Source organism: Chitinophaga sp. W2I13 (genome assembly GCF_050434005.1).
GTDB lineage: Bacteria > Bacteroidota > Bacteroidia > Chitinophagales > Chitinophagaceae > Chitinophaga.
In genome coordinates, this window is sequence record NZ_JBNPWD010000001.1 from 435,785 (window position 1) to 460,005 (window position 24,221).

At 47.7% G+C, this 24,221-nt stretch carries 25 protein-coding genes; 6 read left to right on the forward strand and 19 right to left on the reverse strand.

What is annotated here, in order from left to right; all coding sequences use genetic code 11:
* Positions 1-322 precede the first annotated feature (322 nt).
* The 3 genes from QFZ48_RS01750 to QFZ48_RS01760 all read right to left on the reverse strand — a co-directional run bounded on the left by QFZ48_RS01750 (position 323) and on the right by QFZ48_RS01760 (position 4,333).
* On the reverse strand, positions 323-1,258 hold the full coding sequence (locus tag QFZ48_RS01750) for an NADP-dependent oxidoreductase (protein ID WP_429046241.1): 936 nt from the start codon (positions 1,256-1,258) through the stop codon (positions 323-325).
* Positions 1,259-1,435: 177 nt separating this feature from the next.
* Positions 1,436-2,665: a PepSY-associated TM helix domain-containing protein gene (locus QFZ48_RS01755; RefSeq protein ID WP_429046239.1), complete on the reverse strand. Its 1,230-nt coding sequence runs from the start codon at positions 2,663-2,665 to the stop codon at positions 1,436-1,438.
* Between the two features lie 315 nt (positions 2,666-2,980).
* The gene (locus tag QFZ48_RS01760; protein WP_429060866.1) at positions 2,981-4,333 is read right to left on the reverse strand and encodes a TlpA family protein disulfide reductase; all 1,353 of its coding nucleotides are present in this window, start codon (positions 4,331-4,333) and stop codon (positions 2,981-2,983) included.
* 210 nt (positions 4,334-4,543) lie between these two features.
* On the opposite strand from QFZ48_RS01760, the gene QFZ48_RS01765 reads away from it, so the two are divergent.
* Positions 4,544-6,292, forward strand: a complete 1,749-nt coding sequence (locus tag QFZ48_RS01765; protein ID WP_429060867.1) for an ATP-binding response regulator — start codon at positions 4,544-4,546, stop codon at positions 6,290-6,292.
* Here QFZ48_RS01765 and QFZ48_RS01770 read toward each other — a convergent pair.
* Together QFZ48_RS01770 and QFZ48_RS01775 are read right to left on the reverse strand one after the other, a co-directional pair.
* On the reverse strand, positions 6,264-7,127 hold the full coding sequence (locus tag QFZ48_RS01770; protein ID WP_429046234.1) for a class I SAM-dependent methyltransferase: 864 nt from the start codon (positions 7,125-7,127) through the stop codon (positions 6,264-6,266). The genes QFZ48_RS01765 and QFZ48_RS01770 overlap by 29 nt on opposite strands.
* Positions 7,128-7,156: 29 nt before the next feature.
* The gene (locus QFZ48_RS01775; protein ID WP_429060869.1) at positions 7,157-7,888 is read right to left on the reverse strand and encodes a metallophosphoesterase family protein; all 732 of its coding nucleotides are present in this window, start codon (positions 7,886-7,888) and stop codon (positions 7,157-7,159) included.
* Positions 7,889-8,073: 185 nt separating this feature from the next.
* Between QFZ48_RS01775 and QFZ48_RS01780 the strand changes: the two genes are divergently transcribed.
* Positions 8,074-8,787 carry a 2OG-Fe(II) oxygenase gene (locus QFZ48_RS01780; RefSeq protein ID WP_429046230.1) on the forward strand — a complete coding sequence of 238 codons (714 nt, stop codon included), beginning with the start codon at positions 8,074-8,076 and terminating at the stop codon, positions 8,785-8,787.
* A 3-nt stretch (positions 8,788-8,790) separates the two neighbouring features.
* On the opposite strand, the gene QFZ48_RS01785 is transcribed toward QFZ48_RS01780, so the two are convergent.
* On the reverse strand, positions 8,791-9,213 hold the full coding sequence (locus QFZ48_RS01785) for a secondary thiamine-phosphate synthase enzyme YjbQ (RefSeq protein ID WP_370911612.1): 423 nt from the start codon (positions 9,211-9,213) through the stop codon (positions 8,791-8,793).
* A gap of 22 nt (positions 9,214-9,235) precedes the next feature.
* Entirely contained in the window at positions 9,236-10,504 is a 1,269-nt protein-coding gene (locus tag QFZ48_RS01790; RefSeq protein WP_429060872.1) for a PQQ-dependent sugar dehydrogenase, read from the reverse strand.
* Between the two features lie 186 nt (positions 10,505-10,690).
* On the opposite strand from QFZ48_RS01790, the gene QFZ48_RS01795 reads away from it, so the two are divergent.
* Positions 10,691-11,110, forward strand: coding sequence for a response regulator (locus QFZ48_RS01795; RefSeq protein WP_429060874.1), 420 nt, complete (start codon positions 10,691-10,693; stop codon positions 11,108-11,110).
* A 4-nt stretch (positions 11,111-11,114) separates the two neighbouring features.
* Here the strand turns inward: QFZ48_RS01795 and QFZ48_RS01800 are convergent, their stop codons facing one another.
* From QFZ48_RS01800 to QFZ48_RS01820, 5 genes are all read right to left on the reverse strand, one after another.
* Complete coding sequence (locus QFZ48_RS01800) at positions 11,115-12,098, reverse strand: GlxA family transcriptional regulator (RefSeq protein ID WP_429046225.1); 984 nt, start codon at positions 12,096-12,098, stop codon at positions 11,115-11,117.
* Between the two features lie 114 nt (positions 12,099-12,212).
* Positions 12,213-13,481, reverse strand: a complete 1,269-nt coding sequence (locus tag QFZ48_RS01805) for an MFS transporter (RefSeq protein WP_429046223.1) — start codon at positions 13,479-13,481, stop codon at positions 12,213-12,215.
* A 27-nt stretch (positions 13,482-13,508) separates the two neighbouring features.
* The gene (locus QFZ48_RS01810; protein WP_429046221.1) at positions 13,509-13,727 is read right to left on the reverse strand and encodes a hypothetical protein; all 219 of its coding nucleotides are present in this window, start codon (positions 13,725-13,727) and stop codon (positions 13,509-13,511) included.
* 54 nt (positions 13,728-13,781) lie between these two features.
* Positions 13,782-14,372, reverse strand: a complete 591-nt coding sequence (locus tag QFZ48_RS01815; RefSeq protein WP_429046219.1) for a TetR/AcrR family transcriptional regulator — start codon at positions 14,370-14,372, stop codon at positions 13,782-13,784.
* Positions 14,373-14,474: 102 nt separating this feature from the next.
* The gene (locus QFZ48_RS01820) at positions 14,475-15,257 is read right to left on the reverse strand and encodes an SDR family oxidoreductase (protein WP_429046218.1); all 783 of its coding nucleotides are present in this window, start codon (positions 15,255-15,257) and stop codon (positions 14,475-14,477) included.
* Between the two features lie 194 nt (positions 15,258-15,451).
* Here QFZ48_RS01820 and QFZ48_RS01825 point away from each other — a divergent pair, with 194 nt between their 5' ends.
* On the forward strand, positions 15,452-15,781 hold the full coding sequence (locus QFZ48_RS01825) for a winged helix-turn-helix transcriptional regulator (RefSeq protein WP_429046216.1): 330 nt from the start codon (positions 15,452-15,454) through the stop codon (positions 15,779-15,781).
* Between the two features lie 2 nt (positions 15,782-15,783).
* Here QFZ48_RS01825 and QFZ48_RS01830 read toward each other — a convergent pair whose 3' ends face one another.
* Positions 15,784-16,557: a helix-turn-helix domain-containing protein gene (locus tag QFZ48_RS01830; RefSeq protein WP_429046214.1), complete on the reverse strand. Its 774-nt coding sequence runs from the start codon at positions 16,555-16,557 to the stop codon at positions 15,784-15,786.
* A gap of 76 nt (positions 16,558-16,633) precedes the next feature.
* The gene (locus tag QFZ48_RS01835) at positions 16,634-17,506 is read right to left on the reverse strand and encodes an NAD(P)-dependent oxidoreductase (RefSeq protein WP_429060877.1); all 873 of its coding nucleotides are present in this window, start codon (positions 17,504-17,506) and stop codon (positions 16,634-16,636) included.
* A 167-nt stretch (positions 17,507-17,673) separates the two neighbouring features.
* Here QFZ48_RS01835 and QFZ48_RS01840 point away from each other — a divergent pair, with 167 nt between their 5' ends.
* On the forward strand, positions 17,674-18,042 hold the full coding sequence (locus QFZ48_RS01840; protein WP_370911602.1) for a winged helix-turn-helix transcriptional regulator: 369 nt from the start codon (positions 17,674-17,676) through the stop codon (positions 18,040-18,042).
* Positions 18,043-18,062: 20 nt separating this feature from the next.
* Here the strand turns inward: QFZ48_RS01840 and nudK are convergent, their stop codons facing one another.
* Positions 18,063-18,641, reverse strand: coding sequence for a GDP-mannose pyrophosphatase NudK (gene nudK, locus QFZ48_RS01845; protein ID WP_429046209.1), 579 nt, complete (start codon positions 18,639-18,641; stop codon positions 18,063-18,065).
* Positions 18,642-18,698: 57 nt separating this feature from the next.
* Between nudK and QFZ48_RS01850 the strand changes: the two genes are divergently transcribed.
* Positions 18,699-19,445 carry a DeoR/GlpR family DNA-binding transcription regulator gene (locus tag QFZ48_RS01850; protein WP_429046207.1) on the forward strand — a complete coding sequence of 249 codons (747 nt, stop codon included), beginning with the start codon at positions 18,699-18,701 and terminating at the stop codon, positions 19,443-19,445.
* A gap of 1 nt (position 19,446) precedes the next feature.
* Here the strand turns inward: QFZ48_RS01850 and QFZ48_RS01855 are convergent, their stop codons facing one another.
* From QFZ48_RS01855 to QFZ48_RS01870, 4 genes are all read right to left on the reverse strand, one after another.
* Positions 19,447-20,256, reverse strand: coding sequence for an alpha/beta hydrolase (locus QFZ48_RS01855; RefSeq protein WP_429060880.1), 810 nt, complete (start codon positions 20,254-20,256; stop codon positions 19,447-19,449).
* Between the two features lie 48 nt (positions 20,257-20,304).
* Complete coding sequence (locus tag QFZ48_RS01860; RefSeq protein ID WP_429060883.1) at positions 20,305-21,183, reverse strand: hypothetical protein; 879 nt, start codon at positions 21,181-21,183, stop codon at positions 20,305-20,307.
* A gap of 60 nt (positions 21,184-21,243) precedes the next feature.
* Positions 21,244-22,359: a glycoside hydrolase family 76 protein gene (locus QFZ48_RS01865; protein ID WP_429046201.1), complete on the reverse strand. Its 1,116-nt coding sequence runs from the start codon at positions 22,357-22,359 to the stop codon at positions 21,244-21,246.
* Between the two features lie 63 nt (positions 22,360-22,422).
* Positions 22,423-24,219 (reverse strand): RagB/SusD family nutrient uptake outer membrane protein, encoded by a 1,797-nt coding sequence (locus QFZ48_RS01870; RefSeq protein ID WP_429046200.1) that lies wholly within the window; start codon positions 24,217-24,219, stop codon positions 22,423-22,425.
* Positions 24,220-24,221 lie beyond the last annotated feature (2 nt).

Consider the following 24,221-nt stretch of genomic DNA (forward strand, 5'->3'; position numbering starts at 1 on the left):
ATTTTCGGTTGTGTAATAAAAAAGGGAGAATATGGGTACACGAAAATAACCAGGTCAATAAACAGACTTAGTGCATATAAATGACGAACTGATTCCTGTAACAGGAATAGCTAAAAGCCGTAGTAGTGCTGGTTATTTTGCGGACAAAACAACAACAGCTGGCGGAGGTGTGCTTGAATAAATACGGTGCATTTGTGCTTGATTATGGGTAACAAGATAGAAATATTTCTTTACATCTCTCTAAAAAAAATCAGCAGCGCCGGCGGCCGGGCTACCGCCTGTTTAAACTGCGCTGCTGTTATTATGGAATCGTTACTAACGGTTAAACCCGTACGATAATTTTACCTACTGTTCTGCCGGTTTCTATCTGGAGATGCGCCTGCTTCATTTCCTCCAAAGAGAAAGTTTTGGAGACGATGGACCTGAGCAGGCCCTGTTCCATCAAAGCAGCGATACTAGCCATTTCTGCCCCGTTGGAAGCCACCAGGATGAAGAAACCGGTGAGGCCTTTTGCTTCCGCCTTGGCGGTTACCGCTTCCCGGAAACCGGAAGGAATGCTGATGATAGTAGCGCCGCGCTTCATTACTTCGAGCGACTGATCAATGGTATCGCCGCCGATGGTGTCAAGAACGAAATCGACATCTGATACATGATCTATTAAGGGCTGGGTGTGATAATCGATATGCTCATCCGCTCCCAATCCGAGGATCACCTCCCTGTTAGCCGCCGAAGAAGTACCGATGACATACGCGCCGAGATGTTTGGCCAGTTGCACTGCATAGTGTCCTACGCCGCCTGCCGCTGCATGGATCAGCACTTTATGCCCGGGTCTTATGCTGGCGTGATCTATCAGCGCCTGCCAGGCGGTGAGCGCCGCCAGGGTGGCTGCAGCCGCTTCATCGTGAGAGATATTTGCCGGCTTCAACGCCAGGTGCGCGGCCGGCGCGGCTACATACTCCGCGTATGCGCGGCCGTGACCAGGGAAGTTGACCATTCCGAATACGTCATCGTTTTCTTTGAACAACGGTGAGTTGGAAGCGACTACCACGCCGGAAATATCCCAGCCAAGGATCAGCGGGTTTTCCTCTTTCAGGAGGTTGTACCTGCCTTTGCCGGCACGGGTTTTAACATCCACCGGGTTAATGCTGATGGCCTTTACTTTTACCAGTACTTCGGCCTCTCCCGGTACCGGCACCGGCAAGTCTGTGAGTACTAAGTTATCTACGCTTCCTGCACTATTTAAAACAATTGCTTTCATGGTCCGTTGTTTTATAAGCGCAAATTTATACCGATAATCTCTTTATTCACTTGTACATTATTCCTTTAATTCTGTACATTTAAAAGAAAGCCGGTGTATGTACACCCGATAAAAAAAGGACATCAACTGAATGACGCCCTTTCTTCTCTGAATCTATGTAATTGGGAAATAGTTATTTTATACTGCTGCTGTTTGCGCCTTTCTTTTCACCGGCGCCGGCGTTTTCTTTTTCCGGCCTTTACCCCACCAGATAATAAACCCCGTGATAGGTAGTGTAGCGCCGATCAGGCTGGCGAAGAATGCCATGAACTTGCCCGGTAATCCCAGGATGCTGCCTACGTGGATATCGTAGTTCATGCGCCTGAGTTTAGCGCCAAATTCGGCTTCTGCAAAGGATTGCTCATATAATTTATTACCGGTAAGCGGTTCCAGTGTATGCTGATCAAATACGTAGCGCTGGTTATTATAATACTGTCCTTTTTCAGGATATACAATAACAGTAATAGACGCGGTGGCTTTGGAAGTATCCGGGAAGGCCATGTAAAAACCGGATGCCTCCGGGTGTTTGCCTATCGCTGTTTTCCAGGCAATATCCATTTTCTGGCCGAGGTTAATATCCTGTTTTTTGCCCGCCTGCAGGGAATCTGATTTCAATTCCCGGAATTCCGGCAATGTTTTTCCACCGGAGGTAGCCCAGTAGAGGCCTTTGCTCCACCATTCCAGTCCGTATACCATACCGGTAACGCATATAGCAAAAAGTACCAGCAGTGCGTAAAAGCCCAGTACATTGTGCAGGTCGTAGTTGATGCGTTTGAAGCTGGCGCCCCATTTTATTTTAAAGCTCTGGTTACGGGTACTTTTATTCCATCTTTTCGGCCACCATAACACCAGGCCGCTGATCAGGGTGATTACGCAGATCAAAGTGCTGTAGTTGACGATAGGGCGGCCGATCTTAACCGGCAGCCAGAGGAAACGGTGTCCGTTGAGTACCCATCTGAAAAAGTTCAGTTCCCCTTCTTTACGGTTTACTTTATTGATTACCGCGCCGGTATAGGGGTTCAGCTTCAGGGTGGAACCGCCTCTCCTTGCGCCGATATTGGCTTCTACGGCTTTGCCTTCTTTATACAGCACATAGCCTACGGTTTTGCCGGGATATTCTTTCGCGGCTACTTCCAGGATCTTTGAAGGAGCAATGAGTGGCTGCGATTGTACCGGGACATTTGCTTCCGGTTCCATCCAGCCGGTGATTTCCTCGTTGAACACGTAGATGCATCCGGTTACGCACACGATGACTACTACAATACCCGAAGCAATGCCCAGCCACAAATGCAGCCAGGCGGAGATGCGATAGAACAGCGACCGGGAATTTGCTTTTTTCCCGGCCGTTTTCTTTGAATTTGCATTCATATTTTTCTGCATAAAAGTGATATCAATATGCTGCTTTGGTGCCGTAATTCTTCCGCCATCACATTTTAAACAGCTTTATTTAAACGACATGAGGCAAGGATATTCCGTAGCGAATCCTGCAGCATGGTATCCAGGTATTCAGCATACAGCGTACTTATAGGTATTTAAATCTGCTGTAAAAGTAGGCGTATATCTTTCAAAGGATTTTCGATATCGGGAATTTTTCGAAGATTTATTTTTCCGGATTGCGGCGAAGGTTGTCTTTCCCAGGATTAAACTGATTAGGTTAATTTTTTTGATTCGATTTTTTGATTTTTATTTTATGTTGATTTTTAGCTGCTCAGCCACCGCAGAGGTGTAGCCTGGCATGGCAATTATTTCGCGGTTTTTATTAAGAAGAATATAGGTGGGGTAGCCGCTGATCTGCAATTTATCAAGATAGCCACCGGTACGGCCGTTGTACAGCGATAATACGCCGGGGAGCTTTTCGCGTTTATCCAGGAATGCTTTCATTTGCTGGAGGTTATTGTCAACGGAAATGGAAACGATGGTTAGCTGCCCGTTGCACTGACTGATCCAGGAGGGAAAGTTTTTCATTCCTTCCACGCAGCCCCAGCACCAGGTGGCCCAGAAGTCGACCAGGATAAGATCAGATTTTATATCTGCAAAATTTACGGTTTCATTTTTTTCATTTTTCAGTGTCAGCAGCGGAAATTTATTCCCGACGCGGGCGCGGGTATTTTCTGTAATGACGTGGGCAATCATCGTCCTGATCCCTGGATGGGTAAGGCTATCCAGGATGGTGGCGCGGATGCGGCGGGACAGTTCATCTTTCTGCTCCGGCTCACGATTGACCCGGTATGCCTGGTTACACCCTGCTGCCAGCGCCAGTTGCTGCAGCTGTGGCGATTTAAAATAAGCGGCTTCGTGGGTTACCTTGTCGATGAGGTTACCTGCACTTCCTTTATATCGTTGTTGGGCAAGAAACATCATTCTTACAAACAAATCATCTTCCAACAGCTTCGTATAAAAGGGATTTTTTTCCTGAATGGGCGCGTTATTGAAATAATCATTCTCAAAATGATCCATCAAGCCTGTGGTATCAGGCAGCTGTTGCACAAATGCCAGGTAATAGATCGCCGCATCATAGCGCAGCAGCGGGTAAGCTGTTGATGTGGTATCGTTCGTATATTTTAATACTATTTCGTGGAAGCGTTGAAAAACAGTATCTGCCGGTAGGGTTAGCCGGAAACGGCCGGTGGTATCTACAAATAAGGGATACCAGTTTTTCAGGAGCTCTTGTTCCATGCTATGCAGGAGTTGGTTCACGGGAGTGCCGGCAGCATCGGTTACGGTGAGTTGGCCCGTCGTATCCTGAATAATATAGGCGCCGCCCGGCAGCGTGAAAAAGGACAGTGACCTGTTTTCCACGAGCAGTTTTACCAATGGTCCGCAGGAATCGGATACGGTTACCCGGAAATTTCCGGCACCATTTGTATGTACCTTCAGTATTTCCACGGGCGCCTTACTGATATAATCGGCATAGCCATACAGGGTAATGAGGCTGTGCGGATTTCCGGACAGTTGCCCTTCAATGATGATAGCGCCTTTGCCAGTCACCGGTATGATAAACAGCCAGATGACCAGGTAAAATAAACGTATACTCATGTATATGATAATTTCAATATGAAAGTAGTGTTTATAACTGACAAAAAAATGTGCGTTAATTGTTCAAATCTTCACACGGTAACTTTAAACCGCTGGCAAAAGATATCTGTTGTTAACAAAGAATTTACACTTGATAATCTGCATTCTTCTACCTTGAATGCATCAGGAAAAGAAAGACCTGCAACCCCTTAACATGAAAACCTGGATTTTATGAAAAACAACCTTACCCTGACCAGGATAAATGGCCGCAATGCGGAGGAAAATGAAGCAAAGGAACGGATTATAAAGATTGTCAATTCCCTGGCGGTAAGCGCCAGCCTGCTGGCATTTACGCTTGGATGCCTGTTATATTATATGACGGGCTACGGCATTATTTTTTACCCTGCCCTGCTGGAAAGCGCCCTTTTTCTCTCCACGCTGCTGATTACCCGTTACAGCAAACCGGTTTACGGGAAACAGTTGATGTTCTTGTTACACAGTGTTTCTATCTGGTTTTTTGGCGTGTTGCTGGGACCTGCTTCCCAGATTTACCTGTTTGCCCCCTTCCTTGCTTTTTGTGTATTCCTGGTGTTTGAAAAGCCCTGGTCGCAGGTCATAACCCTTGTTGCCAGTGCAGTGGTAATGATACTGGTACTGCTTAATTTCAGGTACCCGGTGATTGCTTCGCTTCCGCTTAATAAGGACACCGAATTATACTTACACTGGCTGGTGATCATCTCTGCTACTTTTCTGAACGGCACCGCCCTGTATTATTTTGCCAAGGAAAGCAGGTTCCAGAATAAACAGCTGAAATCGCTGGTAAACCAGCTGGACAAAGCCAACCAGGCCATGCGCATCTATGTGCGTGAAACCACCCACGAAATCCGGTCGCCATTGAATGTGGTAAACAGCATCCTGCAAAATTATATTGAAACGGCCGACCAGGGGAAAAGGACGGTACAGGTAGGCATTGCCCACCTGGAAGCCGTACATTTTGCCTGCCAGGATATGCAGCTGGTAATGAGCAATGCACTGGGATGGTCGAAAATTGAGGAAGGAAAAGATGAGATCAGCAAATCACCGTTTCACTTCAGCGACTGGGTGCAGCACTTATGCGATACGTATGAATACCTGGCCAAAAGAAGATCCGTGCATATCAATATTTCACTGAACGACAACCTGCCGGAGTATATCCTGGCAGATAAGTCGAAGCTTCGCACCATTATTGTAAACCTTCTCAGCAACGCTATCAAGTTCACTACTTTCCGGTCAATCATTACAGTAAGGGCCGGCATGAAAAACAACCAGCTGGTAGTTTCCGTAACTGATCAGGGGGTGGGCATTAGCGCCGACCGGAAGGAGCACATTTTTGATCCGTATGTGACTGAACCAGGGCAGCATACAGAATCCAGCGGGCTGGGATTACCCATTGCCCGGCATATGGCCCGCATGATGGGAGGCGATCTTACGGTAACAGATAATCCTGATGGCGGGGGCAGCATTTTTACCTTGCGCATGCCGGTGGAAATTACTACTCCACCTGCTGCTATCCATCAAATGATGGACTATTCTATTTTAAAAGGCTTAAAAGTGTTGGTGGTAGACGATGACCACCTGAACCACCTCGCATTTTCACTGGCGCTCAAACGCATGGGCATAGAAGTAATAGTGGCCGACTCAGGTCCGCAGGGCCTTGCCAAAGCCCGGCTGCATCAACCGGATGCTATACTAATGGACATGATCATGCCGCATATCAGCGGTGTGGAAATGTTGTCGCAGTTCAGGGCCGACCGCCAGTTGCGGCAGATCCCTTTCATACTGGTATCCGGCAATGCCTACAGTGAAGTAAAGGAAGAAATAATTGCTTCCGGCGCGGATGGATTTTTGAGTAAACCGGTAAATATTGAACAACTGTATACGATATTGAAAGACCTGGTAGTAATGGCAGATGCTACTCCACCGGTTTCAGTCGCCAGGTAGCCCTGATCCTTCCCGCCGCCCTCATTTTATGCAGCTGCTCTTCTGTAGCGTTTTCCACCACGTGTGGCAGCCCGGTAAGGCGCGCATGATCACGGGCAGCCACCTTCTCTATTTCGAATCCCATCTTCCGGAAAAATATTTCAGCGGCTTCAAAGCTGTCGAACATTTTTTCATGAATCTGATGCTGGGCATAAAATGCTTTCCACTGTTCATCCCGTTTTATTTCGTTGGTGGCGGCATCCCGCTTCACATAAATATCTGCGGTGATCCAGTATCCTCTACGTTGTTGCAACACGCGGCGGATAATATTACATAGTTTTTCCTTTTCAGTATCATCAAGGTACATCAGCAATCCTTCATTCACCACTACAAGCGGGCCTTCCGGGAAACGGTTCACCGTTTCCATAAACTGCGCTTCATCCAATGCGTTTAACGGTAATACTTCCAGCACACCGGCCGGTGGTTGTTTCTTCAACGCCGCAACAAATTCCTTCTTTAGTGCTATTACTTCCGGCAGGTCCGTATCAATATAGTGATACCCCGGTTGTTTCACAGTTTCCAGTCCACGGAAAGAAAACCCGGAAGATAGTTCAAGGACATTTTTCGCCGGCAATTCATCCAGTAATTGATTGATACTCCAGTAACGGTCTTCGAAATGCACCACTCTTAGCCAGAATGAAAGATCCTTACTATCCGTATTCATTTGATAGGGCAGCGGCGCCAGCATGAGTTGTGCAGCTTCCTTTGCGTAAGGAATAGCGGTAACGCCTTTCAGCAGCAACAATGATTTGGCAGTAGGACTGATGGTGCTGTAATCCCGGTGAGCAGTTTCCATACCCGTTAATTTACGGATAAAGATACGCACTAAGCGTTATCGTTACCTGCTAAAAAATGTGCGTAAAAATCGGGAATGGGACTGTTCCGGATGCCGGCTATGGTTTCTTCCACCGGGTAAGGTATCTTCCGGATGGCCGGTGTAATTTTACTGCCGGTAACCGTTAGTTGCAGATAGGCCGCCAGGCGGTCTTTTTCTTTCGACCTGCCTACTGATCCGGTGTTGATCACCATTTTTCCCGCCGCTTTCAGCGGGCGTATATAAGAGAGATGGGTATGCCCGGTCACCATTATATCTGCACGATATTCCCCCATCATTCCCAACAGGTCATTTTCATCATGATCCTGGTAGAGGTATTCATCGTTACTCCGGGTACTGCCGTGTACCAGTAATACTTTTACGCCGGCAACGTCCACCTGTATATGGGATGGCAGTTCCGCGAGGAAGGCTGCGTGTTGCGGCCTAATGGTATCTTTTGTATAGTTGATGGCCTGTAGCCTGGCTGTTTGCTCTTCCGGCGTGTGTTTACTAAGCGGGTATACAGGGTGGTCAAAGGCGATGCGTTCATCATGATTGCCCATAATTACCGGGATGTTCTTTTGCCGGATCAGGTCTATTACTTCATTGTGCCACGGCGCCGCATCCGTGAGATCACCCAGGCAGTATACCTGGTGTGCACCAAACTGTTCTATGTCTTCCAGTACGGATATCAACGCAGGCAGGTTTGCGTGAATATCGCTGATGATGGCCAGCTTCAACATTTCATTTGTTCATTTTGATATTTGCAACGTTACTATTTAATTCATGCACTGCATATTTCAGGCAATAATAAACTATGAAAATACTATTATTCCGTTGAATAATACCATTACCCCAACACCGCAAGAACCGGGTTTTCCGTGTTGGCCCGGGCAGTTATTTTTGTATCTCCATAAAAAAAAACCAGATGAAAGATATTAAACAGCGGCTGCTGGCGCACGACTGGCAACAGGCAGCCACCCAATTGAACGACCGCGGCTATACGTTACTGAAAGGTGTACTGGGCAAAGCGGAATGTGATGCGCTGATCAATGATTACCAGGCCGACGACACCTACCGGAAAACAATTGTGATGGAGCGTTACCGTTTTGGGAAAGGGGAATATAAATATTTTCAGTATCCCCTGCCGGAGCTGGTCACCACTATCCGGGAAACAGTGTACCCGTTTATTGCGCCGGTAGCCAACAAATGGATGGAAGTATTGCACATTGCGCAGCGGTATCCCGATACACATGCTGCATTAAAAGCGCATTGTCACGTTAACGGACAAACGAAACCCACCATCCTGATCCTTAAATATGGGCAGGATGGATTTAACACCCTGCACCAGGACCTGTACGGCGATATTTATTTCCCGATGCAGCTGGTGGTATTCCTGAATGAGCCGGAAGAGGATTATACCGGGGGCGAGTTTGTATTAACAGAACAGATCCCCAGGGCGCAATCCAAAGCCAATGTGCTGCGGCCGCAGCGGGGGGATATGCTGATTTTTACCACTAATTTCCGGCCTGTAAAAGGCAGCAAGGGGTATTACCGTGTGAACATGAAACATGGCGTGAGCCCGGTGCACAACGGGAACAGGCATACGTTGGGTATTATTTTTCACGATGCGTTGAGCTGATTGTTATTCTCCCCATGCGGTAAGCAGCAGGTTCCGCGGACCGCCGTGATTGCGGTGTTCACACAGGTATATGCCCTGCCAGGTACCTACTGCAAGCCGGCCGTTGCGGATGGGGATCATAACAGAACTGCCTAACAACGCGGCTTTCAGGTGCGCCGGCATATCGTCGGATCCTTCATCATCGTGCAGGTATTCCGGATCGTTTTCAGGGACGGTTTTATTGAAATACATTTCGAAATCTTTCCGCACGGTGGGATCTGCATTTTCATTCAGCGTAAGCGACGCCGAGGTATGCTGGATGAATACCTGCAGCATTCCCGTTTTTATTTCGGAGAGTTGCGGAAATGCCTGTACAATTTCCGTAGTGATAATGTGAAATCCCCTTCTTCTTTGCTGTAGCTGTAGTGCCTGCTGGAATATTTTCATGCCGTGCAAGTTAAACATTTCGTTATTGTCCGTATACCACCTTCCAGATGCGGTTGGTTTTATCGTCTGTTACCAGCATTGCGCCGTTTTTCAATACAAGGAGTCCTACCGGCCGGCCTCTTACATCTGCCGTGGTGGAATCTTTCACAAATCCGGTGAGAAAATCTGTTGGTTTACCGGCGGGTTTCCCATTAGCAAAAGGGATAAACAATACTTTGTAACCAGAAATAGGCTTGCGGTTCCAGGAGCCATGCTGGGCGATGAATGCACCCTGGTGGTATCTTTCCGGAAATTTATCTCCCCGGTAAAATACCAGGCCCAGGGAGGCGGTATGAGCGCCTAATTGTACATCGGGGATAATGGTATTGTTTGCTTCCGGTGGCGCGGGATCTTTCACGCGTGTATCGGTATGCTGACCGTAATACTTCCAGGGCCATCCGTAGAAGCCGCCTTCTTTTACGCCGGTCATGTAATCGGGTACCAGATCGTTGCCCAATTTATCCCTTTCATTAACGGCCACCCATAAGGTGGAAGTACCTGGCGCCCAGTCCATGCCAACAGGGTTTCTGAGACCGGCAGCGTAAATGCGGCGACCGGTACCATCGGGATTAATTTCTACGATGGCTGCCCTTGATCGTTCATTTTCAATACCTTTTTCTGCATGGTCGGTGGCTGATCCGATAGCGATATATATTTTGGATTGATCTTTATTGGCGATGATATTTCGTGTCCAGTGCTGATTTTTTTTGCCGACAGGCAGGTCCGTTATTTTCTCCGGCGCCGCGGTGATGACAGTATCACCGGTTTTGTAAGGATAGCGGACTAACGCATTGGTATTGGCTACATAAAAATGGTTGCCTATCAGCAGCATACCAAAGGGCTGATTTAAATTGGAAAGGAAGGTGCTGCGGAACTCCGGTATGCCGTCGTGGTTGGCGTCCCGCAGCAGGGTAATGCGATCTGCACTATGCCGCATACTCTTCGACTTTTGGGCGCCTATAAACACCGCCCCTATTTTAATCACCAGCGGGAAATTGCTGTTTGATTCCGCCACCAGCACGTCGCCATTTGGAAGCGCATACATCCAGCGTGGATTTACCAGGCCGTCTGCATATAATGACACCTGAAAACCTGCTGGTGCAACCGGTGTTTCCCCCGGTCCCCAGCCAACCACCTGGCTGAAGTTCCTGTATGATTTGGTGGCATGGGGCGGTGGCAGGCGGGCACTGTCTTGTGCACACAGCTGATAAGCTGCGGGCAACATTAAAAGTGACAACAAATATTTTTTCATGAGAAGGTGCTTTTAGGGTGATACCATCTCTCTTACAATATTTGCGCCACCGGACGCCACAAAAGGAGCGCGACCGTATGTATGGTAAAATCTTAAATTTGAACGCTCTTTTATTTTTATTTATCTTCATATTTCCCGCCGAAGATCCAAACGAACGTGAAGACCTTAATGCTTAAAATTTTAGCCATGACGAGACCACAACAAATAATGATTATTGATGATGATGCCGATGATAGAATTTTTTTCCAGGAAGCCATCCACAACATTTCCCCGGTTATAGAAACGCACGTATGCGACAGTGGAATACAGGCAATAGCAATGTTCCAGGAAAATAAAATTCCGGTTCCTGATTACATTTTTCTCGACTTCAACATGCCGCTGATGAACGGGCGCGAATGCCTGGTAGAACTGAAAAAGATCCTTCAGCATCAGTTAACGAATATCATCATACTGAGTACTTCTGATATGAAGGAAGATATGGAAGATGCCATGCGGCTGGGTGCGAAATTATTCCTGACCAAGCCCAATACATTCCAGGAATTGTGTACCATGCTGAAAGGGGTATTGGAAGGCAGATGGCATAAGATCTTCTCCACAGAAAAATAAAGGACTACTTAGCAGTTGCGCCTTTATTGTATTTGTTCCTATACTCGAGTGGCGATAAGCCGGTTGTTTTCTTAAAGATTGTTCTAAACGCCTTTGTATCCGAATAACCCACTTCCCACATAATTTCATTGATATTTTTACGGCTGCTTTCAAAGCTTTTTTTGGCCACTTCTACCTTTACCCGTTGGATATATTCCGATACAGTGTTGCTGGTTGCTTTCTTAAATCTTCTTTCCAGGCTTCTGCGGCCTACGGCAAACATGGATGACAACTGTTCCACCGTGATTTTTTCCTGCCAGTTCTGCTCAATAAATTCCTGCGCCTGTTTTACTGATTCATCCTGGTGTTCGCGCTGACCTTTGAAAATGGTGAAGGTGGCCTGGTTAGTGCGGTCTATTTCAATTTCAAAATACTTGGACGCAAGGATGGCCATGTCCCTGTCTGTATACTTTTCTATCAGGTAAATGAGCAGGTTCCAGAAGGAATTGGCGCCGCCGCTGGAATATATACCTTTTTCATCTGTAATAATCTTTTCAGACACCAGTTCCACATCAGGGAACATGTTCCTGAATTCATTGGCTGCCAGCCAGTGCGTGGAGCAACGCTTTCCATTGAGCAAGCCAGTGGATGCCAGTAAAAAGGCGCCTACACAAAGGCTGGCCACTTCTGATCCGTGGTGGTGCTGTTGTACAATCCAGGGATAGAAATCCTTATTCTGTTCTATAACCACTTCACGCTCCCCGTTCACTGCGGGAATAATGATGAGATCTGCTTTATGTTTTTCTGTGATCATAACGTCCGGTGTTACTTTAAAAAACCGGTCGTATTCGTGTGCTTCTTTGGAGAGCCCCACCAGCTGCACGTTGAATAGCGGATCCTTTCCAACGCTTTCGAGGAAGTCGTTGGCTTTGGTAAACAGTACAAAGGGACCTTCAATACTACTGAGCGCAACGGCGCCTTTGGGAACGAGAATGGATATTTGTTTCATAATTCAAATCTAAGATAAAAGTTTCGCTGAATCAACCCTAAACAGCTGGTGCGCGTACCTTATCTTACTAAATACTTTTTTGGGAAGCCGGTCAGCCCGGCTCCCCAAAAAACATTACACTTCCGCCGCTACGCTGGTGGTATTCACCACCGCGCCTTTGGCCAGTTTTCTTTTTACGATTACGCTTACGCGGTGTACCAGGTAAATACAGGGAAGGGTTAAGCCTACAATTACCCATCCGAGTGTATCATAGTGTTCCAGCGGACTGAATTTATCTTTCTGGGATACGATCATCCCTGCAATGACCGCCGCTATTCCGCCGGCAATTTGTTGCAGGGAGGAGTTCACGCTCATAAAGGCGCCGCGGTCCGACAGATCGGGGATACCGGTAGTTAAGGCGGTGAATGGGATCATACGGCCCATGATACCTGCCATCATCAGTACGTTCAGGCACATGATGATCCAGAGCGGTTGCGGTGTTAAGTGTGTATAAATAATGATGATCACCAGTGCATAAATGGAAGCAATGGTAAAGAGCGTAAACCTGTCTTTTTTATCACTTAACTTTCCCAGCACCGGCATAATGAACAGGGAACCAACACCGGTGACCATGAACAACAGCGGTAACTGTTCATGTGTAACGTGCAGGTTATTCACGGCAAATGCGCTACCGAAAGGCATCATCATAAAACCGCCTACAGACATGAGTGCGGTGGCGGTGAAACCGATGCGGTAATCGCGGCTTCTCACGGTATGCCACAGGTGCGTGAATGCGCTTTTATCGCGTTGCACCGCCAGGTGTGCAATTACCGGTTGCAGCTGAAGGATGATCAGTAGCATCACGATAGCGGCTACACCGGCTACAAGGAAAAAGGGCGCTTCCCATCCCCAGGCGTTGGCGAGGTATAACCCAATAGGAATACCGAGTACCTGGCTGGCGCCGAATGCCATTTGCACAAACCCCATCACGCGGCCGCGTTGTGAGATATCAAAAAGATCGGTGACGATCGCCAGGGAAATAGATCCTATTACGCCGCCAAATAAACCAGTAACGATGCGGGCCGCCACCATCGTGTAATACGTGTTGGCCAGGCCGCAGCACAGTGTGCCGAGGATAAAGCCCGCATAAAAAAATATCAGCAGTTTTTTACGGTCGAAGCGATCGGCAAAGCCGGCAGTGAGCAGACCAGAGATACCGGCGCTGAAAGCGTAGGCCGATACGATGAGCCCGAACTGGTTAGGCTTTATGTTCATCGATTTCATGAGCATATCACCGAGTGGCGACATGACCATAAAATCGAGGATGACCGTGAATTGTGTGAGTGCCAACAGGGCTACTATCATTTTCTGGTGACCCGAAAATGCGGTGGATGCTTGTTTCATTAGGGAGATTTTGAGCTTATCTATTTGTTAGTCTTCCAGCTCTGCACATTCGTACTCGCTGGCGTTGATTAATGCAATAATGCGATCCGGCACCGGTTCGGCAGTTACTACTCTCAGCACGCAATCTACGTCTTCCATGTCTACTGTCCATTTTTCAATAAAGGACTGCTGATCCAGTAACGACGCTACTTTGGAGCGGGCTTGCACGGTGGCAATGTTTGTTTTGAAAATGAGAACGTGTTGCATGACTAATTTGTTTTGTGAGCGAGCGTTCATTTATTAATTTGACAAAAAAAAGGGCTATTTCATTATTCCTTTTATCACACAGTCGAATGTTTCTTTCATAATCTTCTCTGAAAACTTAAACTTGCGGCCATCGAGACTTCGTCCTTCGTTATGGAATTTTATTAGTGAGTATAAGGGCGCAAAAGCAACAGACCAGTATACTTCGAGGGGCATTTCTTTGATCTCTCCGCGCTTTACAGCATTATGTACATAGCTCCCCATTGCGCTATGGAATTCATGTGAGATCGTTTCCAGCATTTTTTCTTTATACATAGAATTCCGCAGCTGTTCAAAGAAATTGACTGATTGGTGGTTATCCAGTGAAAAAGCGGCCCTGTTTTTCCATTGGATCCACAGCCCTTCCTCAAAGCCCATTTCCGGGTTAAAATCTTTCAGGGTGGCCCGCGTCATTTTCAGTGCTTCTTCTGTACTGATGCTGGTCAGCAGGTCTTCTTTATCTTTATAATAAATATAAATAGTTGCCGGAGATACTCCCGCTGCTTTTGCCAGCCGGTTGATGCCAAAATTTTCCAGCCCATCTTTCACCACCATCTCAATAGCTGCCTCGCGAATCGCCTGTATTTTATTTTCGTCTCTGTATCTCATGCCGCACAAAGATAAGTGAGCGATTGCTCATTTTAAAATATTTTTTTGAGACTGGGGATTTTGAGAGGGGCTGGCTATAGATTTATAGCCAGCCCTTTAAAATTAGTGTGAAAGATCGGGCGGGGTGAGATTTTTAGAAAGACCTCCATCTACGGTTAGTTCCTCACCAGTAGTAAATGTAGCATCGAAGGCCAGGAACAATACGGCCTTCGCCACTTCATCCGTATTACCATTGCGTTTCAACGGCGTTACCTCCTCCCCGATTTTTTCGAAGGCCAGCAATTCTTCCTTCGATGCGCCGGACACGCCCATAGTGGGTGTGTGAATAAAACCCGGACTCACGGCATTTACGCGGATGCTCCTGGGCAGCAGTTCAGCCGCAAAACCTTTTACAAAGGAGGCCAGCGCCGCTTTTGCACCGGCGTACACGCTCATGCCTGCATAGCCGGAATCATTGGCGATGGACGTAGTGAATACAATGGCGCCATAATCTTTTATTAACGGCGATAGCTGCTGTACGGTGAAATAGGCTCCTTTGGTATTGATGGCAAAGGTTTTATCGTAAGTGGCTTCCGTTACTTTGTCGAAGGGTTCCAGCAACGAGAAGCCGGCATTTATAAACAGGAAATCAATTTGCCCCAGGGTGGCAGCCACGGTGTTGCGCAGGGTTTCAATGTCGCTCATGGATGATGTATCGGAAGCTATGATGTGTACGCTGTTACCCAACTCCTCTTTGGCGGCTTCCAGGTTCTTTGGATTTTTCCCGGTGAGCAATACTTCTGCACCGCCTGCGATCAGCATTTTAACCACTGCCAATCCCATACCATGTGTACCGCCGGTGACTACCGCTGTCTTTCCATTGTAATTATTCATTGTGCTGGTCATGTTATTTTTATTTTGATGATCAATGCTGCAAAGTGACGCAGATCGGGTGAACAGAACAATAACGGACATTATGTTCCTATACGGAAAATTTTATCCGTATGCCTGGAATCCGGCTATTAGGGATAAATTTGTCCGTATCAGAAAAGTGACCGGTTATGTATGAAAAAAAGATTCCAAAAAGTTTTGCGTGCGGGATGGCGATCATCATGGAAATCATAGGTGGTAAATGGAAATCCTATATGGTATACCTGATCAACAAAGGGGTAAGAAGACCCAGTGAGCTGCAAAGAGCGATGCCTTCCGCCAGCCGGCGGGTGCTGGATCTGCAGTTGCGGGAACTGGAATTCCACGGCATCATAAAACGGGTTATTTATCATGAGCTGCCGCCGAAAGTAGAGTACTATCTCACCGATTTCGGCGAGTCGTTATTGCCGGTGGTGGATGCGATGGATAAATGGGGGGAAGACTACCAGGGTGAATTTGAGACATTAATGAAAAAGAAAACAGAACCAGTGGCCGTATAAGATTACCACCAGGAGGTTTGCTGCAAAAATGCCTGTGGTGTTTGACCGGTGAAAGCCCGGAAGTCTTTTATAAAATGCGCCTGGTCATAATAGCCGGCATCATAGGCTGCTTCTGTGAGGCTGCCGGCTTCCGGAAAATGATCCAGCAGGTGCCGTAATCTTACGATGGCGGAGAATTGCTTGGGCGTAGTTCCTACGCTTCGCCTGAATCGTTTTTCAAATGCATCCTGACTGATGTACAGGTCTGCTGCCAGTGATTTGATCTTCACATCGCCGGCGGCTGTTTTAATTTGTTGTACCGCATGGCGGATGAGTAAATCTGGTTGCCGGCTGCTGAGTGCCGCCATCAGGAATTGCTCCACAATCGCGATCCGCTGCAGGTTGTTTTTTGCCTCATACAACTGTTCTTCCACTTCCCTTATTTTATGGCGCTGTACCAGTTGATCGAGCGATTCATGGGTATCGAACAATTCATGCAGGGGTGTTTTGAAAAAGGCGGCGGCGCCACCTTCCCTAAACTTCACCAACACATTGCCGGTGCCGGGCGCATAGTGTAACAACCGGGAAGTTCTGCGCAAACCTGCCAGCGCTGTTACCGGCAGGTTGAACGCCTCACCGGATTCCCCGCTTATTACTTTACCACCAAACCGGAAAGACATCACCACAGCAGTATCCGGCATTACGCGGTTCTCCATGCCGTCTTTGCTTTCGATGATCAGATAAGCGCTGACATAAGGAGAGAGAAGGGCTGAGGGAAGATAACTTTCCATGTTCATGCGGCAGCTATTTGAGTGCTTATAAAGATACGGATAATTAGTGTTTAGTCCGGCGGACTAAACACTAACCTCCTGCTTACCGCATGGCTTTTATCAATGCTCCCACCTGCTCTTCTCCATAACCGGCCTTGATGCCTTTATTCATAAGGTTGAGGATGAAGGCGGGCACGTCGCCGGGAATGCCGGATTCAGCGGCCTGTTTCATCATTAAAGTCATAGATACCGCGCAGGTTTTGAGGCTGCTTTCCGGTTGGGAAAAATTGTTGGTGCTGATCACAGCGCCTTCATGCCGCACCATTTCCCCAAGTACCGGTGCAATGTTATTGATCATATCGCCTAATGCGTTTACATCCAGCTTTTCTGATTCAAAGATCCTGGCGCCCTGCAGGAAGCCGGTGATCAAACCGAACAGGCTGGAAAGTATGGCGAGATCCCACGCAGCGGCGGCGCCGGTGGCGGCTCCCATATACATCAGGTTGCCACCCAGTACTTTTAACACGGATTCTCCTTTTTCAAAAGCGGCCTGTTGCCCGGATAAAAAAATAGGCGTATCCGGCTTTCCTATCTGCCGGGGGGTGGCCAGCAGTGCGCCATCCAGGTAGTGCGCCCCAAGGGACTGTGCCCAGGTTGCTGCTGTTCTTGCATCCTGCGGGGTGCCGGTAGTGAGTTCCAGCAGAAGGCGGCCATTCAGCGCCGTTGCTGCTTCCGGCGTGGAAAGAATGCTGCGGGTGGTTTCGTAATTATTGAGGCAGGTAATGATCACCGGGCTTGCCAATACCGCTGCGGCAGGATCTGCTGCCAATACAGCGCCATCCGTTACCAGCGGCGATGCTTTTTCTGTGCTGCGGTTCCATACGGTTACGCGGTAACCATTATCCAGCAGGGTACGCGCCAATACAAATCCCATAGGGCCTAACCCAATTACAGCAACACTTTTATTTGTTGTCATCGTCTCTTTTTTTAGGCCTCAAATGTCTTGACTACGGCGGTGACGGACAATAACCGAAAAAAGTTTCACCCATGGAAAAATTTTTCGGTATACTCCCCTGTTGCGTTACGACGATGCGCTTTTATGAAGTAGTGTAAAATGTTTATCTTTCCTGCAAATGAAACACCATGTACGAGAAAAAAATCCCCGAACTGCACTGTGGCATCAGCATTTTCATGAAGGTATTGGGCGGTAAATGGAAAGCCTGGATCATTGAGTGTATTCATGATGATATCAGACGGCCAAGTGAAATTCACCGCGAGATGGAAGTAGATGGCGCCAGCATGCGCGTGATCACCATGCACCTGAAGGAGCTGGAAGATCTTGGCATACTGTACAAAAAAGTATATGCCGGTATCCCGTTGAAAGTAGAATATTACCTGACAGAAGTTGGACTAAGCACCTTACCTCTGATAAAGGCCATGGATCAATGGGGCAAAAAGAACCAGGCCTTACTAACGAAAGATGAAAACAAAGCAGTATTGGCGGATAACTGATACCTGCTCTGCTTTTTCGTTTAGCCGCACAGGTGATGAAGCGCCGCATATTGCAGCAGCATGATTGTTTTCCCATCCCTGATTTCCCCGGTGCGGATCATGTCCATTGCCTGCGTAAACGGCAGTTCCAGCACTTCTATATTTTCCTGTTCGGCTTCCAGTCCGCCGCCATCGTGAACTTTCAGCTCTTTCGTGTATGCGGCCACAAAAAAATACAGGATCTCGGTAACAGAGCCCGGCGACATATACGCTTCAAATACTTTCTCCACCGCGGTTACCTGGTAACCGGTTTCCTCCATCGTTTCCCGGCGGATGCATTCTTCCGCATTATCTTCATCCAGTAAACCGGCGCAGCATTCTATCAGCAACCCCGTTTCGTTGCCATTGATATAGGTAGGCATGCGGAATTGCCGGGTTAGCACTACGGTGCCATGTTCTTTATTATACAGCAATATAGTAGCTCCATTGCCGCGATCATACGCCTCCCGCTCCTGCTTCACTACTGCCCCATCGCTGTCGGTCATTTCATAGGTGATTTTCTTGAGTGTGTACCAATTGTCCGACAGGATGGCTGTTTCCAGAATATTAATTGTTTTCATATTAGATGATCGATTATGATCGTTTTTGATTATTTTTGATCAAGTTAATTATTTAAAATGAATTTCCAGCTAAGAAAACAAAAAATACTGGCGCTGCTACATGCGAAAGGAGAAGTAGCCACCGGTGAACTGGCGCAGACATTGGGAATTTCAGAGATCACCATCCGGCGGGATCTCAATCAGTTATCGGACGACGGGCTGCTGTACCGTACCCACGGCGGCGCTATCCCGGTGACCGGGCAGGATTCCCCCTTTGAATTTGTGAACAAAGCAGCAGCCAACCAAGCAGCAAAAGATAAGATCTGCAGAAAAGCAGCAGCGGAAATCAACGACGGCGATATTATTTTCATGGATTGCGGCAGCACTGTTTTCCGCTTATGCCAGTTTATAAAAAACAAAAAGATTAAAGTAATCACCAACTCCCTCCCGGTGATATTTGAGCTGCAACATTCCGCAGTATCCCTTAACATTATCGGCGGCGAATACGATGCGGCCCGGCAGGCCATACATGGTACAATGGCCACAGAGCATATTCAACGGTATAAAGCAGGCAAGGCATTTATTGGTGTAGATGGCCTCTCGGTGCAGGGATTGTTTGCACACAGCGAAAAAGAAGCAGCTATTGCCACTGCGCTGGCTACACAAAGTGACTATACGTACCTGTTATGCGATGCAGGGAAAATAGGGAAAACCTCCTACCTGAATTTTGCAGGACTGGAGTTGGTAGATGCAATTATTACGGATGGCGATCCGGCAGCACTGAAGTATTGTAAGAAGAAGGGAGTAAAGGTGATAAGCGCATGAGTTATTCCAATATCTCCTTCAGCCGCTCCTGGTATTCGGGGTTATCCGTCATACCGTTATGCCGCTGCCCTTTCAGTGTGATCAGTGTATCTCCCGGTTTAAAATATGCTTTCAGTTTTTCGGAAGAGCCGTAGTAAATCACTTCGTCGTTATCACCATGAAAGATGGTAACGGGAACGGTAACACGTTGTATATTCCTGTAAGTTGGAAATGTATACTTCAATAAAAATGAAGGCAGCATGGGATAATAATACCTGGCCATATCTTTCATGCTGAAGTAGGGCGCCTGCAGGATGAGCTGCCTGGGATGATTGTCTGCTGCGAGGCGTGCGGCGGTACCTGTGCCCATGGAATAACCGAGAATAACAATCGTACTTTCCGGGTAAACTGTTTTTACGCTGTCATAGGCAGTTTGCGCATCAGCATAAAATTGCTGTTCACTGTGGATCTTACCGCTACTTTTCCCGTAACCGCGGTAATCAAACATAAATACATCATAACCGAGGTGTGTATATACCCTGGCGGCTTCTCCCCACGACCGGAGGGAGCCGGCGTTACCATGGAGATAAAAGATAAGGCCTTTGTCGCCACGGGATTTAAATAGCAGCCCGTTTAACTGTGTGCCATCAGCAGTGGTAATAATGCGTTCTTCGAAGGGCTCGGGGAACTGGAAAACATACGCCGGCGGTAATCTCTCCGGAAAAAAAAGCAAGCGCTCCTGGATGAAATAAACGAGGACACAAACCGCTGCATACAGGAGGAGCAGCACGCCTGTTGTTTTCAGTACCCATTTTACTATTACAGCTAACATCTATGTAAGATACAAAGAAACACAAATCATGTTATCACCGGCGGTCTTCTACTTCCCCAGTTTTTTGAAGGTGCCGTTTACGCCATCCCAGCTGTATTTGGTAAGCTCTTCTTTTACTGACATAACCGGTTCCCCGTTCTTATCCAGCTTATCTGTTTCTTCTTCTTCATGCATTTTCAGGATGATGGTATCTGGTAGACCGTTTTTCTCGCCGGGGAAAATGAAAGACTCCTCATGATAATATACACCGGCATCACCCACATCCATTCTTTCCGGCAGTGCGGCGATCCGTCCATCCTTCATCCAGGCGAAATAATAATAGTTTGTGGAGACACCACAGGCTGCTCCACCAAAGCCAACAGATACGATATTTTGCACGTTGGTAAGACCGAGACCGGCCATTACCTTCGCATAGGAAAAACCAGCGGATTCATCATCCATTATCCGGAATGTGGTGGCAGCAAGGATTTTACGGGCTTGTACGGCTTTTAATTTCACAATATACTGCGGGTATTTTTCATTGCCGATCAGTGTATCCACGCGGCGGTCGTAGGCAAATACAAATTTCATGTCGCCTCTGCGCATAGGAGGAAAAGAGATCAGTCCTTCCCACACGCAGCCTTGTTTTTCCACACCATCCTTTTTGTATTTAATCTGTACCCAGGGAAGGGTGAGACCTTTGAGTGTGAGCATTTTGCCGGGCAATACCTCCACCGTAGTAATATCGTCGCCGGCCAGCAGGGTGTCGATGGCGGCTTGTTTGGTATCCGGGCTCATACGTACCAGTGCGGTATCTGCAAAAATATACCGGCTATCATCTTTGTTTAACGACCAGGTATTGAAGATAAATTCCTGTTCCTGGGCAAAAAGAGGGGTAGCAAAACAGGCGAACAAACAAGTCAGCGTAAAAAACAACATCGTTTTCATGAGGTATATTGATTAAAGCGCAAAAATAGCGTTTTACCTCCTGAAAACGATGCGTTGCCATTAATTTGCCGGAGGGCATATCTGCATCATGTATACTGCGCTGCTGGCCTCATAGGATTGCAGCACGCCGGTTACACAAGGCACTTTATAGTTACGGTAGGTTAACCCGCGGGTAACGTCGCGGTTCCCCCAGGCGGCGTTGATATTTTTCTGGATCCAGGGCAGGAACTGCGTTTGGCCGGCATCGTTGATCAGCGTCATCACATATTGTCCGAAGATGGCCTTTAATATGCCCTGCTCGTTCCAGTCGCCTTCGGCGGGCATAATACCATTTACATCGCTCATGGTTTTCTGCGTATAGGTAGCGGCGAGCTTCGCCTGATCAAGATAAGTCGCGGTACCGGTTTCTTTGTACAACATCACGGCTGCTCCAATGAACGTTCCCTGGTTGTAGGTGTAATCGGACCAGCCTTTGTTACCATTTACATTATTATCTGCCACCCTGCCGGTAGCGGGATCATAAAGATTATTTACGCCCCAGTTGTACACGTCTTTTGCTTTTTGAAGATAAGCGGCTTCGCCGGTGATCTTATACAGGGTCATGGCGGCGATCACAGTGGGGAAGTTAATACAGGCGTTTTTACCGCTATGGTTAAAATCCCAGAACATGCCGCCTTTATCCGGATCATAAGATCCATCCCATACCCTTTTGAAACCCGAAACGGAGAGGTCGAGATATGCCTTGTTGCCGATAACCTGGCTGGCACGGGCAAGTGAAATGACCCACCACATAATATCATCGTAAATAAACCATTCCTTGGTATTGTTCCAGTTGTATTTATCATAGCGGTTATAACCACCCTGGAAGATATCGGTGATGCGTTGAAGATCGGCCGGATCTTTTGTGCGTGTGTATACGTTCATGGCCATATCCCAGTAAATTGCCTGGACCCAGATGGCGCCGATGCCTTTCTTTTCGGTATTGCTGTAATAGAGCTTGTCGGCTGTACTGTAGAAATACTGGTTAAAACTGGCGTAGGCAGTAGCCGCATCTTTGGTAGTAAAAGATACCGTGGGCGTTGGTCCCGGCGTAACAGGATCTTCTTTTGCGTTGCTTTTGGAACAGTTGCTGTGCAGCAGCAATGCTGCAAAAAGTAAACAGGTTATTTTATACATATGATCGGGTTAAAACCGGGAGCCGGTACTACAGTCCGGCTTCCGGTGGTTCTTTAAATATACTTACCAGCCTGGATTTTGCACCAGTTGTTTATCATTATCCACATCATCTGCCGGCAGTGGGAACAGGTAATGTTTTCTTTCAAATACGCGGGTTTCAAAAGGCACTACCTGCAGGAAGTCGGGCATATCAGATCCGATGTTCAAACCATAGACAGGACCGTTTTCTGTTTGTTCTGCTATTTTCCAGCGGCGTACATCAAAGAAACGGTTATTTTCAAAAGCCAGTTCCACGCGGCGTTCTTTGCGGATCGCTTCACGGATGGCGGCTTGCCCGGCGGGTGCCGGCAATTCTGCCGATCCGTATTGCGGAATCCCTGCCCTTTCCCTGATGAGGTTCACATATTTCAGTGCTTCCGGGCTGGCGGGATTGGCTTCATTCACACATTCTGCGTAGCTGAGATAGATCTCCGCCAGGCGGATGAGCATCAGCGTACGGCCACCTACATCCCATTTGCCGAGGCCCTGCGCCTTGCGTACAATATAGCCGGTAGGACTGTAATCGTTGTTGCCTGTGGCCTTACCGGAGTTGCCGTGATTATAGATGCGGGTAACGATATTCCCAAAAGATTTATTCAGCCAGGTGCTTCCATCGTAAGTGATGTTTACATAAAAACGGGGCTCGCGGTTTACCCATTGGTTATAGATATTGCTGGGCGCCGTTTCATTAGGACCGGTAAAATCTGAGTAGCCTGTTTTTACATACTGCGATAACGGGTCATCGATGCTTCTGCCATTCTTCATAAAAAATGCGTCTACCATATTCTGGGTAGCACCTAAACCGCCGCTTCCCCGTACATCGCTGGAAGGTGCGCCGCTGTGGAACGGCGTCATTTCGTACTGACGGGAATTCAGCGAATTGGCAGGACGGGCAAAGATCACTTCCGGGTTCCAGTCGGTCAGGAATACATCCCTGCAGGAAAGATAAGGATCAAATTCTCCCTTTGCATTATTCTTCTTAAATAAACTGTAGGTAGAAGGCACAAACTGGTCGAGGAAAGATTTATAGGCCTCTGCTGCCAGTTTCCATTTATTGGCATCGTACGACTGGCTGATCAGCTGTTTGCCATCCGTGTTTTTCAGGGCAGCCATATCGGTGTTTCCATTAAACAACGGGCTGGCGCTGTACATCAGTGCATTGGCGCGGAAGGCCAGTGCAATGCCTTTACTGATCCGGCCGTAGTCCTGATCGTTGTTGGGTATTACCGGTAAGTTAGCCGCAGCTGTTTCCAGTTCTGAAGTTACATAGGCCACGCACTCATCAAAGGAGTTGCGGGGCATCTGGAGACTGGCATCCACTTCTACTGGTTTTTCGCCCATGAGTACAACGGGACCGTATATACGCATCAGGTAAAAATAGTACATGGCGCGCAGTGCCCGGGCCTCTGCTTTGTATTGGGTGATGAGATCCGGTGAGAGATCTGTTATTTTATCGGCGTTATCAATAAATACGCTGGCTGCGCGGATACCCCGGTAAAAATTGGTCCAGTAGTCGCCCACAAAACCGGATTTGGCATCCCAGCTGCCGATGTTTACGCTGTTGGATTGTACAAATCCCCACACATAATCTGCTTCATCGCAGCCACCGGTCCATAAGCCGCGGTTGTTGTAATCGCCGGGGTTGCGTTGTCCGAATTCATCCGGTATGCGGACATACACGTTGTTCAGGAATTTCTGTGCGGTAGCCCAGGTACGGAAAGTTTCCTCGATGGTTAGCCGGTCGTCCGGCACCTGGTCCAGGTATTTTTTGCACGATGTCAATAACACGATGCCCAGTAAAATATATAATAGCTTTTTCATGA